Genomic DNA, 19,391 nt, shown 5'->3' on the forward strand with positions numbered 1-19,391 from the left:
ATAATACAGCGAACTAAAGTTCATGGTTGTACAATAAAGCGAGGCGCTGCCCCTCGCATCGCTATTCTATTGGTTAGGTGCGCAGGCCGCCGGCCTGTTTTCATCGGGCAACTCCGGAATTTATTCCGGCAAAAAGGATGGAGACAAGATCATTGAGTGCCATAGGCACGGCCTATGCCAGGCAAGGCGAAACTGCTCAGGTAATCAGGTAAAAGATATTCAATACAGCTCCTTATTTTCTATTTCCTGGTATAATTGGATTGAAAAAGAACAGGGGTGGAGAAGACCCTGCTGGCGCAGCCCAGCAGGCAGGCATTGTCGCCCGTTTGTGCCCGGACGATCACTGTATGGCTGCTGGTATCGGGCATGGCTTTTTGCAGTACCCTCCGGGTAATTTCAGGTACATAGAAATCGCCCGCTTCGGCAATGCCCCCGCCGATAATTACTTTTTGCGGGCTGAAAATATTAACCAGGCTGGCAATGCCCACAGACATATAGTTGAAGTGCTGCTTCATTGCTGTTATAGCTGCCTCTTCACCCAGCAGGTAATTTTTTATGAGGAGCTTTCTGTTCAGGTCTGCCGGGGAAATACCTGTAAGCGCAGCATAGTCACGGATCAGTGCCTTTACAGACGCATAGGCTTCAAAACAGCCCCTGCCTCCGCAGGAGCATTCAGGCCCGTTAAAATTGATCACAATATGGCCCAGCTCTGCTCCCGTATTCCTGAACCCGCCGTACAATTTATTGTTGATCACCAGGCAGCCGCCGATCCCTGTACCCACGGTCAGGAATACAACATCCGAGCAGTTTTTACCGGATCCGTATTGCATTTCCCCCCAGGCCATCATATTGGCATCATTATCTACTATTACATTCAGCCCTGTGGAAGCTGCCACGATTGCCCCGAGGTTAACGTTTCTGAACCCCGGTAAGTTATCAGCCCCACCCACAATAATGTTGTTCTCCACGATTCCGGGAAAACCGATGCCGATCCCGAGCACCTGTTTTTCCGCCTGGCTGGCGCATTTCCGCACTGCGGCATTGATCAGCGCAATAATTTCACCTTCTGTCAGTATATCCCTGGAAGGCATTTTAAAAGTATATACAATTTCCCCTTTTACATTGATCAGGCCGCATTTTATAAAAGTGCTGCCTACATCAATGGCTATCGCGTACATTCCTGTCACCGTATATGAGTTTCAATTTTAAAAGACCAGGCGTGCTGGCTCTGTTTGTCAAATTAAAGACAGGCAGCAAAAAAGCGGTTTCAAAAATGATTTAATTTCTTTAGAAATGGTTGATTTTTGCATTGTAGCTACTCGGTTTGCTTCTGGGCTGCGTATTCTGTAGGCAAATAACCATAATATTGTTTAAATGAGGTTGAAAAATAGGATAAGGAACTAAAGCCGGATAAATAAGCCACCTCGGTAACGGAATGTTCTTTACGCTCCAGCAGCTCTGCGGCTTTTTTAAACTTGATGCGTTTGATAAAATCCGTTGTGGATTCTCCGGTGATCGCTTTTAGCTTCAGGTACAGGCTTGACCGGCTCATACCGATCTTCCTGCTGAGCTTTAATACGGAAAATTCCGGATCGATCAGGCTTTCTTCAATAATGTCAATTGCTTTGCGCAAGAACTCCTCATCCAGCGTATTAAGCGCAATATTTTCCGGTATGATCTCGGTGGCAGAGGAATAATATTCTTTTAACCTCCGGCGGGAGCGGATAATGTTCTGCACTTTGGCTTCCAGCAGGGGCACGGAAAAAGGCTTGGTCACATAATCATCTGCTCCGGCTTCCAGTCCCTTTACCTGGTTCGTTGTTTCATTTTTGGCCGTTAACAGGATAATGGGGATATGGCAGGTGATGATGTTTTGTTTGATCTTTTTACAGAACTGGATGCCGTCTATGCCCGGCATCATTACATCACTGATGATGATATCAATATCCCCGGCTTCAACGATCTTTAGTGCATCCTCCCCGTTAAACGCTTTGCTGATTCTGAATTGCCGCTCAAAATACCCCGTCAGGTATTCCACAATCTGCGGATTATCATCCACTATAAGCAAATGTTGCACATTGCCTGCATTATCGGAAGATGGTTCCACGCCTTCCGGCAGCTCCTTGTTCAGGGCATTCAGGTTGTCAAGAAGCAGCTCAAAATGATTTTCAGGTCTGAACTCATCCGCCTGGTATTGCTCCCGGTTCAGGGGAATAGCAACAATAAAGGCTGTTCCGTGGCCGGGCTCGCTTTCTATGGTTATGGTGCCATGGTGCAGTTCCGCAAGGCTTTTGGCAAATGCAAGACCTACACCTGAGCCCATGCTCATTTCTTTACTTTGTACCTGGTAGAACCGTTCAAAGACCCGCTCATGATCAACCGGGGCAATTCCCACGCCCGTATCCCGTACCGTTAAGATCATTTGTTCGTTCCTCAGGTAAAAGCTGAGCTCAATGGTATCTCCCGGCGCCGTATATTTAAAAGCATTAGACAGCAGGTTATTGCAGATCTTTTCAATAGCATCTTTATCAAAGTGGCAGATCAGCTCTTTTTGGGTGGATTTGAAATAATACTTCACGTTCTTTTGCCCGGATAATTCCAGGAAGCAGGTGTAGATCTCATGCAGAAAAGCAACAATGTCACCTTCAGATAACTCCAGCTTTTTTATGCCCTTTTCGGTTTTCCTGAATTCCATTAACTGGTCTACCAGCTGATAAAGACGTTTTGCGTTGGACAGCATACGCTCATGGTACTTTCTTAGCTTTTTTTCCGGTACCGGCCTGCCCAGCATTTCCTCTAAAGGTGCAATAATCAACGTGAGCGGTGTTTTAAACTCATGGGACACATTGGTGAAAAAATCCATTTTCATCTGGTTCAGGTATTCTGATCTTTCACGGTCGCTCCGTTCTATGGCTAAGGCGTTCCTTGCTTTGATGCGCTCACGGATAATGCGCCAGGCAATATATGCCATTGCCGCCAGCGTTGCCAGCACCAGCAGGTAAAACCCGTTACTGCGCCACCAGGGGGGCAAAATAGTTATTTTCAAAGAGCGTACACCGCTTTCTTCTCCCAAAGGCCCGGTTGCCTTTACCAGAAACGTATAGCTGCCGGGCTTTAGATTGCTATACGTGGCCTTGGGTATGTTCTCACACAACTGCCACCCGTAGTCAAACCCTTTCAGCATATAATAATATTTTATACTGCCGGGGGCGATATAATTGAACGCATTGAAAAAGATGGTGAACTGTTTGTATTCATGTGCCAGCCTGAGGGACTTTGCATCATTAATGTATTCTTTTAAAATGCCGGAGCTGCTATTGGGCGTAACGGGTGTATTAAAAACATCAAGGCCTGTAAAAGAAACCGCCAGGTGAAACGGCTTCAGCATAACAGAACGGGGATAAAAATAAATGATGCCGTTCAGCCCTCCAAACAATAACATCCTGTCGCTTGTTTTGCAGAACGCAGGAAACCCAGGCTGGTTGCTGCCAAGGCCTGTCTGGCTGTTGAACAGTTGCAGCTTACCCAGCTGCAGCTCCAGTTTTACCAGCCCTTTTCCGGTTGAAACCCATATGCCCTGGTCATCGTCGGGCTGGATCCCGTAGATCATGCCTTTTATGGCATTACCGGGGCCGGAATAGGGCACAAATTTATGATGCTGTTCGTCAAACAGGTTTAACCCATCCCGTGTGCCCACCCATACCCGGCCAAGCTGGTCTTCTGCAATACAGGTTACCAGCTCATTAGACAGCATACTGCCCGGGAATACCTCAAAATTCCCGTTGTCCGGTGTAAAAATATTGATCCCATTGATGGTGCCGACCCAGATCCTGTTTTTCCGGTCTTCCAGCAGGTAAGTAATAATGTCCGAACTAAGCCTTCGTCCGGAAGGATCCTGATTGTAATGAACAAAGGCCTGCCTTTCCGCATCCCACCGGTCAAGGCCCGAGCGGGTGCCTACCCAAATGCGCTGCTGCCGGTCCCTGAGCAATGCATGTACCATATCACCGGATATGGAAGCCGGGTTATGCGGATCATGCACATAGGTTTTTATAGTGCCTGATTTTTTATTCAGAATATTCAACCCGGCATTAAAAGTACCGATGAACGTATTCCCGTTTGCATCAAAAGCAAGGGCCTTAATGTTGTTGGAGCTGATGCAGTTACCGCCGGATTCTTTATGGGAATAGTAGGAAATGGTGTTTGTCTGCCTGTTCCATAAATTGATGCCCTTATCATTGGTGCCGATCCAGATATCCTGCTCGGGGTCTTCCTTTATAATGTTTACAACCTGGTCGTTCAGCAGAACGGTTCCTGTATTCTGGCTGAGGATATTGAACTTAATATCGTCTTTGTGATAGTAGTTGAGCCCGCCAAAAAACGTGCCCAGCCACATCCCGTTCTGGCGGTCGCGGAAAATACACCGTACAGAGTTCTGACTTAAGGTATAGTCTCCTGTAGCCTGATGCTCAAAATTGGTAAAAGTGCCCTGCTGTCCGTCAAAGATGGACAAACCCCTGAAGGTCCCGATCCATAAATTGCCGCTCTCATCAACAGCGAGGCTCCTTATGTCATTATCAATAAGGCTGTTTGCTACCTGCGGTTCATGAACGTACCTGGCAAGCTGGTCGCTCTTTAGATCAAGACAGAACAGACCGTCACTTTCCGAGGCCATCCACAGGCGGCCCTCCTGCAGCAGCAGGCTGTTGATCCGGGCACTGATGCGTCCGGGATGCACCCTTCCGGCGGCTTTGGAAATCCTGTTTATTTTACAGACCCCTTTATCTGTTGCCAGGAGCAGATCGTTGCTGACGAACATCAACTGCTGAATATTGGCAACAGCCTGCCCGGGTACATTGTAATGAAAAGGCACAAAACGGTTCTGCTCCGGATCCCGGTAATAGATCTCGCCTGTATTTGAAGCAATCCATATCCGATGCTCCCTGTCGGTTGTAATGCTGGAAATAAACCATTCCCCCGGCTTTACCGGCAGGGGATAATTTTTAAAGCGCTCCGTTTTATAATTATAGCAGCTGATCCCTTTATTGCCCCCGATCCACAGCATGCCCTCCTTATCAACAAACAGGCTTCTGATATAGCTGGAGAACAGGCTGCTGCTGTCTTCCTTTGCCGGCCTGTATACTGTAAATGTTTTGCCGTCATACCGGTTCAGCCCATCCTGTGTGCCTACCCATATAAAACCTGAACGGTCCTGCTGGATGGCAAATACCGTGCTTTGCGATAATCCCTGGTCTATAGAAATGGTCCTGAAATATCTGTTTTTGGTATAATCCGGAACGGATTGTGCGTGAATGAAGTTGCTTATCTGTAAACAGCAGAAAAGCAGCAGCTTCAAAACTACCTCTCTTTTCATCATAGGCTAAAATTAGGCAAATTCAGCTTTGTTTTATGAAAACAGCGCTATCAAAATATGCCTGTTGCTGCTTCAGGATTTATTCAGCAAAATTTTATATTCTTTTGGGGTAAGGCTTGTTTTCTTTTTAAAGAAGTAACCAAAATAGGCCGGGTTCGGGAATCCTAAATGAAATGCTATTTCTTTTATGGACATACCGGAGCTATGCAACAAACGCTTTGCTTCCAGCAGCACCCGTTCCTGTATGAATTCCAGCGCAGACATTCCATACTGTTTTCTGCAAATAATACCCAGGTAATTAGGTGTTATGTGCAAATGCCGCGCATAGAATGCCACAGATTTCTGTGTTGTAAAGTGCTTTTCCACCAGGGAATGGAACTTATAGGATGCGGAACCTGAACAGGAGGGAGGCGTATTGCCAAACTGGTGTTCCATCCACAGGTTGATCATTAAGCAGATCAGCCTGCATCTTGCATTGACCAGTTCCAGGAAGATGGTAGCTGTGGACAGCTCTTTTTTAATGGCTAAGAATTCAGCGCTTATCTTCTGATAAGCGGTAATATCCAGGTTTAGCACCGGGTGCGCATTGTGCTCGGAAAAAGGGAACTGTAGTGCAGCAGGGAAGGTTTCCAACAATGCCCGTTTTATGGTTAGCCACTGCCCTTTTACCGGTGGCTGCAGTTTCCATTGCTGCTTTTGCCCGGGATACAGTATATGGATCTGTTTTGCTTTTATTGTATAATCTTCAGCATTGATGGAATGGGTGCCATTTCCTTTTTGAAACAGCACCAGCGCGAACAAATTGTCCGCGCCGGTTTCCCAATCGCTCCCGTTTCCAAGCTCCAGATAGCTGACATAGATTCCTTTTCCGGATTGGATGGAAGTGCCCTTTACCGGGGCATAGTTTTTCGTTTTTTTTCTCATATCAAAAGCACGATCTGTTTTAAAAGCTTTTACAGATACCGCAGCATTGTTTCACAATTAAATACCCGGTGGGTTTGTGAGCTCTGTCATAAGGCTCCTACAGCCATTGCCGGAGCAATAAAAATACGCTATTAACAGGAATACGGTAAGTAGTCTTCTTTGTATGAATAAGTGAAAATAGCTTTAATATCATAATAGTTTGAGCGCTGCTTTCCAAAACTTCAGGATGCAGGGGGTGATCAAAAAGTACTATCAGCCTGAGGCAATCCTGAAAGCATTTATATTTATTACCGTTGAAAATAACAGTTAAGTTGCCAAAGCAGCTGTCATGGTGAGCCTCAAATAAAGGTGTTGCATTTAAGCTGATTGGGATGGCAATTTTTTTAATCGTCATCCCGGGCGCAGTCGAGGGGTCTTTAATATTATAGAGATTTACCTTCGGTGAAATTGTTCTCCACTCCGCTTCGCTACCAATGACGAAACTATATATTATTGATCTTCAAAATAATACAACACTTGTCAGTAACAGCCCGCCTGGATGGCAGATATAATGATCAGTGTCATGTCATTCCCTGCCTCGCCGGCCGATGCGCGATCTGCAGAAGACATATCCTGTTAAGGCTGTTTTGAAATCCAGTTGTACACTATCAGTTATTTTTGCGACTTTTCGTTGAAGCTGATCATCCAGTTAATGCCAAACTGGTCGATGATCATCCCGAAAAAATCGCCCCAGAACGTGTCGGCAAGCGGCATGGTTATCTGCCCGTATGTTGCCAGGCCGCTGAACAGCTTTTCCGCCTCGGCTTTACTGTCGGCCAGTACAGACACGGAAAAATTATTTCCCTGCACAAGCGATGCCGCCCATTGCGGGCCCATATCGCAACCCATCAGCACCGAAGCGCCAATGGGCAGTGAAATGTGCATGATCCTGTTCCTGTCGGCATCGGTAACGGTATATCCCTGTTGCTGCGGCAGTTCGCTGAACCGTGCCAGGTGGCTGAAGTTGCCGCCAAATACGGATCTGTAAAAGTTGAAGGCTTCTTCACAATTGCCGTTAAAGGTGAGGTATGTGTTTGTTGTTGCCATTGCGTGATTTTTTTTAAGGTGTTGAATTTCTTATTGCGGTTCCTGACCGGGTATTGATCAGCCGTTTCTTTTTTTTACAGCAATTTCTGTTACGTTTAGTTTTCGCCCAACCGGTTTTGCAGCTTTCTTATTTCCTGCTGAAGATCCTGCATGCGGTTCAGCAAATGCATGATGGCTTCCATTCCTTCCATATTAATGTCCAGGTCATAATAAAGATGCATGTACTTTTCAAGATCTGTCAGCTGTTCGTACGCAATAAAATTCTTTTTACCGGAACGGGTCAGGCGGATCAGGCCATGCTCATCCAGCTCCTGTACAAAAGAGGCCTCAATCTTATAATAGATACAGCATTGCTCTACAGATATTCTTTTTGCTTTTTCCATCGTTGTTTTTTTAGCGTTCCTTTGCCAGCTGTTCAAATAATTCTTTTTCTTTTGCGGTAAGCTTTGTTGGTACCTGTACCTGGTAAGTGATATACAGGTCGCCAAAGCTGCCTTCTTTTTTATAAACGGGGAAACCTTTTCCTTTCAGGCGGATCTTTGTACCGTTCTGTGTTTCGGGAGCTACTTTTAATTTTACCTTTCCACCCATAGTGTCTGTGGTTGTTTCTCCGCCCAGCAGGGCTATATAAAGATCCAGCGGCACATCGGCATAAAGGTCATTGCCTTTACGTGTAAAATGCGTGTCGTTTTTTATTTCAAAGGTAATATACAGGTCGCCGTTGGGGCCGCCGTTTACACCCGGTGCGCCATAGCCTGCTATTTTTATTTCCTGGCCATGTTCTATTCCTGCAGGCACGGTGATCCGGATGTTTTTTCCATTAACAGTAAATGTTTGCTGGTGCGTTTTGCAGGCTTCGGATAAATTTACCTGTACCATTGCCCGGTAATCCTGCCCTTTAAACCGGTTTTGTGTGCCCCTGCCGCTACGGTTGCCAAACAGGGAGGCAAAGAAATCGGAATAATCGCCGTCTTCGTCTCCATCAAAAGAATAGTATTCCCCTCCATTTCCGAAAGGATTGCCGCCAGTTCCGAACGGGTGACCGCCTGCCGCCTGTTGTTGTTTCCGGGCTTCCTCAAACTGCTCTGCATGTTTCCAGTCTTTTCCGTACTGGTCGTATTTTTTTCTTTTTTCCGGGTCGCTCAACACCTCATTTGCTTCATTGATCTGCTGGAATAGTTTTCCTGCACCCGGATCATTGGGGTTCAGATCAGGATGATGCTTGCGGGCCAATTTCCGGTAAGCCTTTTTTATTTCATCCGCGGATGCATTTTTGCTTACGCCTAAAATTTTATAATAATCAATATAATCCATCACTTCAAAAAATTTCAGGTAGTCTTCCGTATTACTGATTGCTCTGAGCCGGTGCCCGATCCCTTTTATGAGCCGGGGTCGGCGGAATACTGATCTAACATCTCTATTGTGGGCACAAAGAACAGGGATCCTGTTTGCGCTGTGCTGAAATCCAGCAACCGGTCATAATTCCCCGGAGGATCTCCGATAAACATATTTTCAAGCATTTTTTTTGTGGTGCTGAAGGTATTGGCATAGGAAATGAAATAAGTGCCTGCCTCACCTTTGGAAGGATGCCCGAATGGCATATTGTCCCGGACGATTTTCAGGTCGTTGCCCTGCTCATCCGTTATGCCGGCAAGGGCGCTGTGCGAGTTGGAAGGCTTTACCGCATCCGTCATTTCAATATCGCTTAATTTATACCGCCCGATCACCCTTTCCTGTTCTTCTGTGGTTAAGCTTTCCCAGGCCTGCATATTGTGAAGGTATTTCTGTACAAACTGGTAACTGCCGCCTTTGTAAACGGGGTCTTCATCGCCTACCAGCGCAAACAACCGGCGTTCCCCGCCGATCGGGTTTTCGGTGCCATCTACAAAACCAATAATAGAGCGCCCGTCCCAATACCTGAATCCGTGTACTTCCTCCAGGCAAAGAGCCACGGGGCTCAGCACAGCCGCTATGTCGGTTGCCATATCAAAGCAAATGCCCGCATTAATGGCCCTCAGATGAAAATGAAGATCGGCCGGGGTGGCCACAGCTGTGTGTTTTGTGCCTGTAATGGGCTCAAAATTTTTCAGCTCTTTCGGCAGCGGTTGCGGCAATCCCAGTTTTATCCAGGCGTCATGACCCACCCCCATCACGCAACTGGTTCTGCCATCGGCCACGCGTATCGTAAAGGAATGGTTCAGATTTTCTATCAAAGCGCAAAGCCTTTCAAAAACCGGCCGGATGTCGGCGTTCTCTTTAAACTTCCAAACGGAAAATATTGTATTGTTATTGGGATAATCCGTTACATTCTGCGATTCATATACTGTTTCTTTTTTCATATTCTTTTTTCATATTCTTTTTCAGCAGTTGCCGCTATGGCAGGTTGGCTGCGGGCCCCACCCATAACTGCATTGCCCTGTGATCTTTCCGGTAATCAAATTTGAACAAATTTAGCAGCTATTATCCGTTGTCTTTATATCCGTGGGATTGATTAATAATATTCGATATTTTTTTCACCGTTTTTAACAGGAACAATTGTTTCCTCTTAATATTATAATAATTATTATTGTACACCATTCAATAAGCACCGCTTTTTGGGCAGTATTACAATACAATTTACTAAAGAATTGACTTATATAATGGGCGGAATTTAACGGGTTCCTGCATTAAAAGACAATAATGCAGATTTTTCCGGGAAAACCGGTATGTCTTTTCAAAAGTTTCCTTTTGCAGAAGGTATATCTTTGTAACAGTCAGCACCGGATTTAAAATTGTTGATACCTGTACCATGCAGCACTGGGAATTATTGCTTTTTTTTGGGATCATCGCTTTTATTTATGCTTCTGTGGGGTTTGGCGGCGGATCCAGCTACCTGGCGGTTTTGGCCCTGTATGCGCTTCCTTTTAAAGAACTGCGTTTAATAGCGCTGATATGCAATATTATAGTGGTTACCGGTGGTGTTTATATTTATATAAAGAATCATCAGGTACGCTGGAAAAAGATCCTTCCGCTTGTGGTGCTGAGCGTGCCGATGGCGTATTTAGGCGCAATTGTGCGCATCAGCCAGGATGTTTTTTTTGTTATTCTCGGGTGCAGCCTGGTTATTGCAGCCGTTCTGTTATGGATAAAGAGCAGCCCTGCTTCCATTGCTGATATAAAGGAACCGCAAAAGAGCAGCTTTATAAAGAACGGCGCATTGGGGGGTGCTATCGGTTTTTTATCGGGTATGGTAGGCATTGGTGGCGGTATTTTTCTTTCGCCGGTACTGAATTTAATGAAATGGGATACGCCGCAGAAAGTAGCAGCCACTGCCAGCCTGTTTATACTGGTAAACTCTGTGGCGGGTATTGCAGGGCAGCTTACAAAGCTTCCCGGGGAGATGAATTATTACAGGATCGTTCTGTTATGCCTGGCGGTTTTTATCGGGGGACAGGCAGGATCCCGGATGGCCATAAAATTCAACCCGCTGGTCATCCGCCGCCTGACGGCCCTGTTGGTACTGGGCGCCGGGGTGGAAGTTCTGTTCAAACATTTACCTTTGTTTTTTTAAACCGGGTTATAAAAAATGGAAATAGCTGTATTGGCATTTGGTATTGTAAAAGAGATCTTCGGGGCAGCATCCGTGCACAGGGAACTGCATGATGGAGCTACGGTACTGGAATTAAAAAACGGGCTGGCAGCTTCTTACCCGGCTTTGAAGAAATTAAGCACCTGCCTGATTGCTGTAAATAATGAATATGCCGGCGACGACCAGGTCATTCACCCGGATGATGAAATAGCCGTTATTCCACCGGTAAGCGGCGGGTAAAAAGAATGTATGATTGATGTAATTATATCTGACCGGCCACTGGATACTGCTGCCTGCATCAGCAGCGCAACAGATGCAGCATGTGGCGGTGTGGTTAGTTTTGCCGGCGTTGTAAGGAACAGCACCAACAACAAAAAAGTGCTGCGGCTGGAGTATGAATGTTATGAACCGATGGCGTTGAAGGAAATGAAGAAAATTGCGAAGGCAGCTATTCGTTTATATGCTGCCCGGAGCATTGTCATTCAACACCGCACCGGTATTTTATATACAGGGGATATTGCTGTGGTCATTGTAGCAGGCGCACCGCACCGGGAAGCGGCTTTTGATGCCTGCCGCTACGCCATTGATACGCTGAAGCAAACAGTGCCTATATGGAAAAAAGAAGTTTTTGAGGACGGCGAAGAATGGGTGTCGGCGCATGCATAAGAACCGCAGCTTTCCTGTTACTGTTGTTTTTTTTTATTAAATTTATAGAGCCGTCTTTTTTACTTAGAATTATACGGAATGAAACATCCGCAAACAGCATCCATTAAGCAGATCCCCATTCAAAAAGTGAAGGATTTTACAAGCGCCCACCTGTCTGATATTCTTTCCGTTGAGGAGCCGCTTGAAATAAGGATCGGCTATGGCACACCGGGTAACCGGGTAGGAAAAAGCATTTCTGTGACAATGCGCACGCCGGGCAACGACCCAGAGCTTGCGGTGGGCTTTTTGTTTACAGAGGGAATTATTGCTTCCGGCGACCAGGTACAGTCAGCTGGGCAGGTGCATATGGAATGCGTATCGCAAAAGGAAAATATTATCCGGGTAGAGCTGTCGGAAAATTTTATACCTCAGCTGGCACAATCGGACCGGAACTTTTATACTACTTCCAGCTGCGGGGTTTGCGGCAAAGGCTCTATCCAGTCTATAAGAACGGTTAGCCCTTTCAGCCAACTGGAAAAGCCCCGGCTAAGCCTGGCCGCAGCACTTCTTTACCAGCTACCGGCAACATTAAGGGCGGCTCAAAGCGGCTTTGCGGCTACAGGTGGCATCCATGCGTCCGGGCTTTTCACCACCGGCGGAGAGCTGGTCTTGCTGCGTGAAGATGTGGGCCGGCATAATGCCCTTGATAAGCTCATTGGCAGTGCGCTGACAGATAAGCTGCTTCCGCTGAACCGGCATATTTTGCTTCTTAGCGGAAGGGCAAGCTTTGAGCTGATTCAGAAGGCAGCGATGGCGGGCATTGCCATTGTTGCTGCTATTGGCGCCCCATCGAGCCTGGCGGTTGATTTAGCCGGGGAATTTGATATGACGCTTATCGGCTTTTTGAAGGAGAACCGATTCAATATTTATAACAAAAGCAGCTGTCATGAATTCATTAATCAGTAATCACCATGGATAAAAACAATCCGTGCATTCGTGGCTAAAAAATAGAAAGAATGAAAATCAGGATTAAAGGTAACTCATTAAGATACCGGTTGACCCGGTCTGAAGTAGCAAAACTTTGGGAAGAAGGTTTTTTGGAGGAGCGGACAGCATTTACCGGCAATGCACTGGTGTATGCAATAGAAGCAGTAAGCAGTGATCAGCTTTCCGCCGATTTTAATGCGAACAGGCTTGTGCTGCATATACCAAAGCAAATGGCTGACGCGTTGTACAATACCGACAAAGTAGGCTTTGAGGATCAGTCCGGTACCGTAAGCCTGCTTGTGGAAAAAGATTTTGTATGCATTGACAATACAGAGGAAGACCAGAGCGATAATTATCCCAATCCATCCATTTCCTGTCAATAAAATAATAACAAGATGAAAGATGAACATCAGATGGAAGATGACAGCCGTTTAAAAAAAAAGGATCATTTCAATGAAAATGGGGGTTTGAAGGACAAGGGCTCTTTGAATGGGGATGCATATGAAAACGGAAAAGGAAAAAAAGATGATAAAGAACCGGATGCAGAGAACCCATATAAACTTACCGGCCACCTTAAGGTAACGCATGTAGAAAAAAAGGCTGCGGGCATACCGGCTGTAATAGCTTCTTTTGCCGATCTGATTGAAGAAAAAACGCTCATAAGGGGTACACGCGCTTTATTTAAGATGAACCAGTTTGGAGGTTTTGACTGCTCCAGCTGTGCCTGGCCCGACCCGGACGATGACCGCTCGCCAATTGCTGAATACTGCGAGAACGGTGCCAAGGCATTGGCAGAAGAAGCCACTACCAAAAAAGTAACGCCCGAATTTTTCCGGAAAAACTCGGTGTATGAGCTTTCTCAATTGGATGATTACCGGATAGGGAAAATGGGCCGGCTTACAGACCCGGTATACCTGCCCAAAGGCGGTACGCATTACCAGCCTGTTAGCTGGGAAGATGCGTTCCGGAAAATTGCGGCGCACCTTAATGCACTGGATTCGCCGGACGAAGCAGCATTTTATACATCGGGCAGAACAAGCAATGAAGCCTCTTTTGTTTACCAGCTTTTTGCCAAAGAATACGGTACCAACAATATGCCGGATTGTTCCAATATGTGCCATGAAACATCCGGATCCGGGCTGCGGCCTACCATCGGCATCGGAAAAGGAACAGTAAAGCTGGAAGATTTTTACGATGCGGATGTCGTTATTATCATTGGGCAAAACCCCGGCACCAATGCTCCGCGTATGATGAGCGCGCTGGCAAAGTGTAAAGAAAACGGGGGAAAGATCATCGCCATCAATCCTTTGCCTGAAACAGGGCTGATGGGCTTTAGGGATCCACAGGAAATAAAAGGCATCCTGGGGGATGGTGTAAAGCTTGCCGACCTTTACCTGCCTGTAAAAATTAACGGGGATATGGCTTTGCTGAAAGCCCTTGAATGGCTGCTGCTTGATTTTGAAAAGAAATCGCCCGGGGAAGTGCTGGACAGGCAATTCATAGAAGAAAAAACGGTAGGCTATGATGCTTTCATTAAACAGTTTGAAGAATACCAACTGGAGGATCTTGCAGCAGAATCCGGCGTGGCTCCGGCCCTGCTTTATGACGCGGCCCAGATGATGGCTTTTAAAAAGCGCATCATCATCTGTTGGGGCATGGGCATCACACAACAGCCCAATGGAGTGGATATGGTAAAAGAGATGCTCAACCTGCTGCTGCTGAAAGGAAGTGTCGGTAAAAAGGGCGCAGGTGTTTGCCCGGTCCGGGGGCACAGCAACGTGCAGGGCAACAGGACCATGCTGATTGATGAAAAGCCAACTGATGAGCAGCTGGATCGTCTTGAAAACTTCTTTGGATTTAAGATGCCCCGCAAGCACGGTTATGATGTGGTAAGGGCTATTAAAGCCATGTACGAAGGGAAGGTGAAAGTGCTGTTCTGTATGGGGGGAAATCTCCTGTCTGCCGCGCCGGACACCACTTACACTGCCAGCGCTTTAAGAAAGCTGAACCTTTTAGTTTGTGTTTCTACAAAATTGAACCGCGGGCACTTAATTCACGGAAAGGAAGCGCTGATCCTGCCCACTTATTCCCGTTCAGATTTTGATATAGTGAACGGCGAACTGCAGATCGTAAGCACGGAAAACTCAATGGGCGTGGTGCAGTCGTCAAAAGGTGTTTTAAAGGCGGTGTCTGATAACCTGATCAATGAAACACAAATTGTTTGCCGCATGGCAATGGCTACTTTGGGCAGCAGGTCGGTGGTTGACTGGCAGCGTTTCCACGACAGTTATGATGCGGTAAGGGACGCTATTGAACAGTGTATTCCCGGTTTTGAGAACTATAATGTACGGGTGCGCCGGAAAGGCGGTTTTTATTTGCCAAATGCAGCAAGGGATGAGCAGCGTTTTGCAGCGCAATATGATTACCGTGCGCCGTTTACCCTTACGGAAATTCCTGATAACAGGCTGGCTGACGATGAATATATGATGGCGACCACCCGCACGCACGACCAGTTTAATACCACTATCTACGGGCTGGAGGATCGTTACCGCGGTGTTCATAACGGGCGCAGGGTGATCTTTATGAACAAAAGTGATATTGAGAAAGCCGGGTTTAAACCAGGGGAGAAGGTAGACCTGTTCAACTATGACGATGGTATAGAGCGCATTGCCCCGCTGTTTATTATTGTTTCCTATCCGATACCCAAGCGGAATACGGTTACTTATTTTCCAGAAACCAATGTGCTGGTTTCGATTAATAATGTTGTAAAGGAAAGTAATATGCCGGCGTCAAAATATGTGAAAATTAAGATCTGCAAACACGATCCTGAAATATACCAACGGATCAACCGGTTGTGATGTGCGAGGGTTGGCAGGTTCAGGGCGCAACTCGTCACGCTGGTTCCTTATGTGCGTCGCAAATTGTATTTCCCCGTCACTCCTGGCTAACGCATTCTTCTTTAGAGCCCTTCCATATAAAAGACATTAAACTTATGGCCATCCGGGTCGGCAAAAACAAAACCGTAATAGCCCTTTCCGAATTCTTCAGGAGGGGAAATGATTTTTCCACCCGCTTTTTCCACTTCTTTTGCCCAATGATCTGCCTGGTCTTTACTTTCAGCAGAGAGGGTGAAACAAACTTCGGTTACATCTTGTGCGTTGGCTATTTCACTTTTTATATTGTTTTTGAGGATGTCTTTCAAAAAAAAGTGTATCACAAAACCATTCTTACCCACCAGGAAGCTGGTAAGTTCCGCATTGGGAGCTCCATTGGGCTTAAATCCAAGTTCAGTATAAAATTTTGTTGTTCGCTCTAAATCGCTTGCGGCTAAATTTGCCCATATCATTTTTGGATTCATATCATTAAAATTTAGAAAGTTTCAGATTGGATGCACCTGCCTGATCTTTCATGAACGGTATATTGTTTTTGCGGTTTCAGCATCCGGCCGGGGCGCTTTTGATTTGAGCAGGCATCCCTGTAAACGTTTGGATTGTCACCTTAAACTGTTTTAAGGCAGCCGGTAGGTGGCAATAATGACACCGGTATCTGCAGCCACGGTATCAACTAACCGCAGCCTGGTTAACTGTTTACTATCCTTAAAAAGCTGATGTCCCTTTCCAAGCACCAGCGGGTGGATCTGCAATAAATATTCATCAATCAGATCCTGCTGCATCAGCGACCGGACCAGTATACCACTGCCAAAAATGATCAGTGTTTTGTTGTGCTCCTTTTTGAGCTTGGCAATGCTGCCGGCGGCATCGCCTGCCAGCAAAGTGGAATGCTCCCAGGGAAGCTTATAATCAGGGTTGTGAGAAACAACAAATTTCTGAACACTCGTAAGCGCCTGTGCCATAGGATGAGCGGGTTGCCGTACATGCCAGGCTTCATAAAGATCTTCGTATGTTATGCGCCCTGCAAGCAACGACCAGCCGCCGCCCATATATTTACCGACCACTTTTTGTATTTCAGGATCATTCCCTGCTACCGCCCAACCACCGTATTCAAAACCATCGCGGGTATCCTCGTCCGGGCGGCCGGGTGCCTGCATCACACCATCGAGCGTCAGGGCCTCAACTGCTATTATTTTGCTCATCCGGAAAGGTCAATGGGTTTCTGTATAAGTCTTAAAATTGTCCAGTATTGCCTGCCAGCCTTGTTGTTGCATGGCTACGGGGTTTTCATTTTCTGCTTCAAACAAGGTTGTTGTTTTTGTTTTATCGCCCGCCTCTTCAAAAGTGATCGTTACTTTTCTGCCATCCGCTATAGTATATACTATTTTTTTACCGTCAATGATCTCATCATACACTGCTTCAAAATCAAAGCCGGCGCTGCCGTCTTTTGCTTCCATGCGGGCAGTATATTTCCCGCCTGCTTTTAAATCGTTTACTGCACGTGGGCAATACCAATCATCTGAAGCAAAATTCCAACGGGTAATATGCCCGGGGTCTGTATAATATTCCCAAACCTTTGCTGCATCAGCGTTTATGATAGTTTGTACGGAGATCTCCTGTCTTTTTTTCATTGTATCCTTTTTTTTAATGAGCAATCCTGCTTTTCAGTTATGTTTATGCCCTTGTGCATGATAATACCAACAAAGTCAGTCATGTCAGCCTGTTAACTCACGGGCAATACAAAAGTAGCAATGGAAATAAAAGATAATGATATGGGTTTACGGCATTTTAAAGGGGCAATTGCGGCAAAAGGGCCTTTTAATACTAAAGATGTTTCGCGCTAGCCGGAAAGGCGGTACCGGCATTTTAGAGAACTTGTCAATAACAGGCACTCATAAAAGCGCTGCATTTAAGCCTGCCGGCAGGGAGTTCATTGGTCCGATCATTTGAGCTGAACATTCAGAACGGGAGACCTCATCTGTTATAGAGGCTTTTCCATTGCTGCCGCTATCGCGGCATCCGGTCGGTCCCGATGGCTATCAGATGGCGCCCTTAGGTACACTCATTTCCAGTAACTTTATGTTATTATTTTTTCTATACCCCCCTTTAATGAGTATACAGTTACATCAGGAAAATGTTCTTTGATCAGCCGTACAGCAATGGCACTCCGGCTGCCCGAAGCGCAATAACAGATGACGGGACCGGAAAAAGAAAGCCCGTCTAAATGATCGCTCAATTCATCAAGCGGAATATTTTTTCCGCCAATATTAAAGTGCTCATGTTCTTTTTTGGTGCGCACATCTATCAATTGATGATTGCTGGCTTGCTGCAAATCGGTAAAGCTGATGGTTGCAACGGTTACAGGCAGCTCCGTAATTTTTACATCCGGTCTTTTTTTCAGATGAATGATACGGGTGCTGCCGTCCCGGGCATTGATCATCCATAATTTCCCGGCCAGCAGTTCCTCAGCCCCGGTAAAATATTTTATGGCTTCGTTTGCCTGCATACAACCCACAATGCCTGCCAGGGTTGGGATTACCCCACCTTTGGCACAGTTGGGCACCTGCGCTTTTTCTGCATCAGGAAACGCATCCCGGTAATTGGGTGAATAGCTGCCGTCCTGCTGCAATACATTCCAGATGCTCATCTGCCCTTCATACTGATAGATAGCGCCATATATCAAAGGTCTGCCGGACAGCACGCAGGCATCATTTAATAAATATTTTGTTTCAAAGTTGTCTGTTCCTTCTATCACCAGGTCAACCTCTGCGATCAGCTCCATGATATTGGATGCCGTAATACGGAAAGGATAGGAGATCAGGTTGGCCGATGGATTTTGCTGTTGTAGCTTTTTAGAGGCTACCTCAGCTTTCAGCAGGCCCAGATCCTGCGGTGTATATAAAAGCTGGCGGTGCAGGTTGCTTTCTGCCACCGTATCATCATCTGCAATGCAGATTGTGCCTATACCGGCTGCTGCCAGGTATTGCGCAGCAGGGCAGCCCAGGCCACCGGCTCCTACAATCAGTACCCGGGCCTTTTGCAAAAGCTGTTGAGCACTTTTCCCGAAACCCGGCAGGGCCATCTGGCAATGGTAACGTTCAAAGTAATCGGTCATTGCGGTTGATTGCTTTACCAATAATTAATAATCTTTTATTCAATTTATTCAATTATTTAATGCCAGTATATATTTATCAATATACAATTGCTTTTCTCTGGATTTGTATTGTTGTATAAAACGCGGATGTTCCAGTACGGTTAAATGGCCAAAAAGCTTTGCTTCCCTGTTCAGCTTACTGATAAAAGCTGCATTTTTCTTTCCCAATATAAACACTTCCGAAGTATCCAACCCAAGGCTGATATGCTTTTTCAGAGAGCTTATCATAAAGTCTTTTACCGTTTCAAAAAGGACCGTATCATCATAATAATTGGCATTGAGCCATTTGCCGTCTTTTGTTTGCCGGGTGATTGCCAATGGAAAGGGAGAGTTGATATAAAAACGCTGATAGAAATCTGCCACACCTCCATAAGCGGCTATCATTTCATACATAAAAACAGAAGACACTTCGTGTGTGTACGCTGATCTCATTTCAATGCCGCAAACGCTTTTCAGCCGCTTGGTATCAGTAAATGGCACGCCGGTTACACCTGCGCCGTGCCTGCTGGGATTGATCCCTATAATGAACTTGCGTTGCAGGGTGTCCCTGTAATACTTGTGGTAAAACTGTTGCATGATCTCTATCGTTTCAGGATTGTCCAGGTAGGGATTGATTACCTGGAAACCTGCGGGCAGCTTGCCGGAGTACCGCAGCTGGCGGTTGAAATCAACAACTTTATCGGCAAAGGTTTTTGTCATAAAAAACAGTTTGAGGCCCCGGTGCGATAGTAACCGTTTTTATTATTCACTGCAATGCTTCGG

The 19,391-nt window shown here is 46.1% G+C and carries 18 protein-coding genes; 6 read left to right on the plus strand and 12 right to left on the minus strand.

The features are described 5' to 3' along the window. Positions 1–239: 239 nt before the first annotated feature. The 7 genes from A8C56_RS05435 to A8C56_RS05470 all read right to left on the minus strand — a co-directional run bounded on the left by A8C56_RS05435 (position 240) and on the right by A8C56_RS05470 (position 9,723). Positions 240–1,178, minus strand: coding sequence for an ROK family protein (locus A8C56_RS05435; RefSeq protein ID WP_067753087.1), 939 nt, complete (start codon positions 1,176–1,178; stop codon positions 240–242). A gap of 137 nt (positions 1,179–1,315) precedes the next feature. Continuing rightward, a complete protein-coding gene (locus A8C56_RS05440; RefSeq protein WP_067753090.1) occupies positions 1,316–5,377 on the minus strand; it encodes a hybrid sensor histidine kinase/response regulator transcription factor in 4,062 nt (1,353 codons plus the stop codon). Positions 5,378–5,446: 69 nt separating this feature from the next. Beyond that, on the minus strand, positions 5,447–6,298 hold the full coding sequence (locus A8C56_RS05445; RefSeq protein ID WP_067753093.1) for a helix-turn-helix domain-containing protein: 852 nt from the start codon (positions 6,296–6,298) through the stop codon (positions 5,447–5,449). Between the two features lie 651 nt (positions 6,299–6,949). Beyond that, the gene (locus tag A8C56_RS05455; RefSeq protein ID WP_067753099.1) at positions 6,950–7,384 is read right to left on the minus strand and encodes a VOC family protein; all 435 of its coding nucleotides are present in this window, start codon (positions 7,382–7,384) and stop codon (positions 6,950–6,952) included. Between the two features lie 95 nt (positions 7,385–7,479). After that, on the minus strand, positions 7,480–7,767 hold the full coding sequence (locus tag A8C56_RS05460) for a chaperone modulator CbpM (protein ID WP_067753102.1): 288 nt from the start codon (positions 7,765–7,767) through the stop codon (positions 7,480–7,482). A gap of 10 nt (positions 7,768–7,777) precedes the next feature. Beyond that, the gene (locus A8C56_RS05465) at positions 7,778–8,698 is read right to left on the minus strand and encodes a DnaJ C-terminal domain-containing protein (RefSeq protein ID WP_067753105.1); all 921 of its coding nucleotides are present in this window, start codon (positions 8,696–8,698) and stop codon (positions 7,778–7,780) included. Between the two features lie 65 nt (positions 8,699–8,763). Beyond that, a complete protein-coding gene (locus tag A8C56_RS05470) occupies positions 8,764–9,723 on the minus strand; it encodes a Dyp-type peroxidase (RefSeq protein ID WP_067753108.1) in 960 nt (319 codons plus the stop codon). 449 nt (positions 9,724–10,172) lie between these two features. On the opposite strand from A8C56_RS05470, the gene A8C56_RS05475 reads away from it, so the two are divergent. From A8C56_RS05475 to A8C56_RS05500, 6 genes are all read left to right on the plus strand, one after another. After that, the gene (locus tag A8C56_RS05475; RefSeq protein ID WP_067753111.1) at positions 10,173–10,934 is read left to right on the plus strand and encodes a sulfite exporter TauE/SafE family protein; all 762 of its coding nucleotides are present in this window, start codon (positions 10,173–10,175) and stop codon (positions 10,932–10,934) included. 15 nt (positions 10,935–10,949) lie between these two features. Next, a complete protein-coding gene (locus A8C56_RS05480) occupies positions 10,950–11,192 on the plus strand; it encodes a MoaD/ThiS family protein (RefSeq protein WP_067753113.1) in 243 nt (80 codons plus the stop codon). Positions 11,193–11,201: 9 nt separating this feature from the next. Then, positions 11,202–11,618: a molybdenum cofactor biosynthesis protein MoaE gene (locus tag A8C56_RS05485; protein WP_067753116.1), complete on the plus strand. Its 417-nt coding sequence runs from the start codon at positions 11,202–11,204 to the stop codon at positions 11,616–11,618. Between the two features lie 78 nt (positions 11,619–11,696). Next, complete coding sequence (fdhD, locus tag A8C56_RS05490; RefSeq protein WP_067753119.1) at positions 11,697–12,563, plus strand: formate dehydrogenase accessory sulfurtransferase FdhD; 867 nt, start codon at positions 11,697–11,699, stop codon at positions 12,561–12,563. Positions 12,564–12,613: 50 nt separating this feature from the next. Next, positions 12,614–12,967 (plus strand): DUF7009 family protein, encoded by a 354-nt coding sequence (locus tag A8C56_RS05495; protein WP_067753122.1) that lies wholly within the window; start codon positions 12,614–12,616, stop codon positions 12,965–12,967. Between the two features lie 12 nt (positions 12,968–12,979). Then, on the plus strand, positions 12,980–15,442 hold the full coding sequence (locus A8C56_RS05500; protein ID WP_245645770.1) for an FdhF/YdeP family oxidoreductase: 2,463 nt from the start codon (positions 12,980–12,982) through the stop codon (positions 15,440–15,442). Between the two features lie 101 nt (positions 15,443–15,543). On the opposite strand, the gene A8C56_RS05505 is transcribed toward A8C56_RS05500, so the two are convergent. The 5 genes from A8C56_RS05505 to A8C56_RS05525 form a co-directional block, all read right to left on the minus strand. Further along, on the minus strand, positions 15,544–15,942 hold the full coding sequence (locus tag A8C56_RS05505; protein ID WP_067753125.1) for a VOC family protein: 399 nt from the start codon (positions 15,940–15,942) through the stop codon (positions 15,544–15,546). Positions 15,943–16,092: 150 nt separating this feature from the next. Then, positions 16,093–16,677 carry a dihydrofolate reductase family protein gene (locus A8C56_RS05510; protein WP_067753128.1) on the minus strand — a complete coding sequence of 195 codons (585 nt, stop codon included), beginning with the start codon at positions 16,675–16,677 and terminating at the stop codon, positions 16,093–16,095. Positions 16,678–16,686: 9 nt separating this feature from the next. Then, on the minus strand, positions 16,687–17,106 hold the full coding sequence (locus tag A8C56_RS05515) for an SRPBCC family protein (protein WP_067761627.1): 420 nt from the start codon (positions 17,104–17,106) through the stop codon (positions 16,687–16,689). 446 nt (positions 17,107–17,552) lie between these two features. Continuing rightward, positions 17,553–18,611 (minus strand): HesA/MoeB/ThiF family protein, encoded by a 1,059-nt coding sequence (locus A8C56_RS05520; RefSeq protein WP_218917252.1) that lies wholly within the window; start codon positions 18,609–18,611, stop codon positions 17,553–17,555. A 27-nt stretch (positions 18,612–18,638) separates the two neighbouring features. Beyond that, entirely contained in the window at positions 18,639–19,328 is a 690-nt protein-coding gene (locus A8C56_RS05525; protein ID WP_067753133.1) for an SMUG2 DNA glycosylase family protein, read from the minus strand. Positions 19,329–19,391 lie beyond the last annotated feature (63 nt).

It is taken from the genome of Niabella ginsenosidivorans (assembly GCF_001654455.1).
GTDB classification, from domain to species: Bacteria; Bacteroidota; Bacteroidia; order Chitinophagales; family Chitinophagaceae; genus Niabella; species Niabella ginsenosidivorans.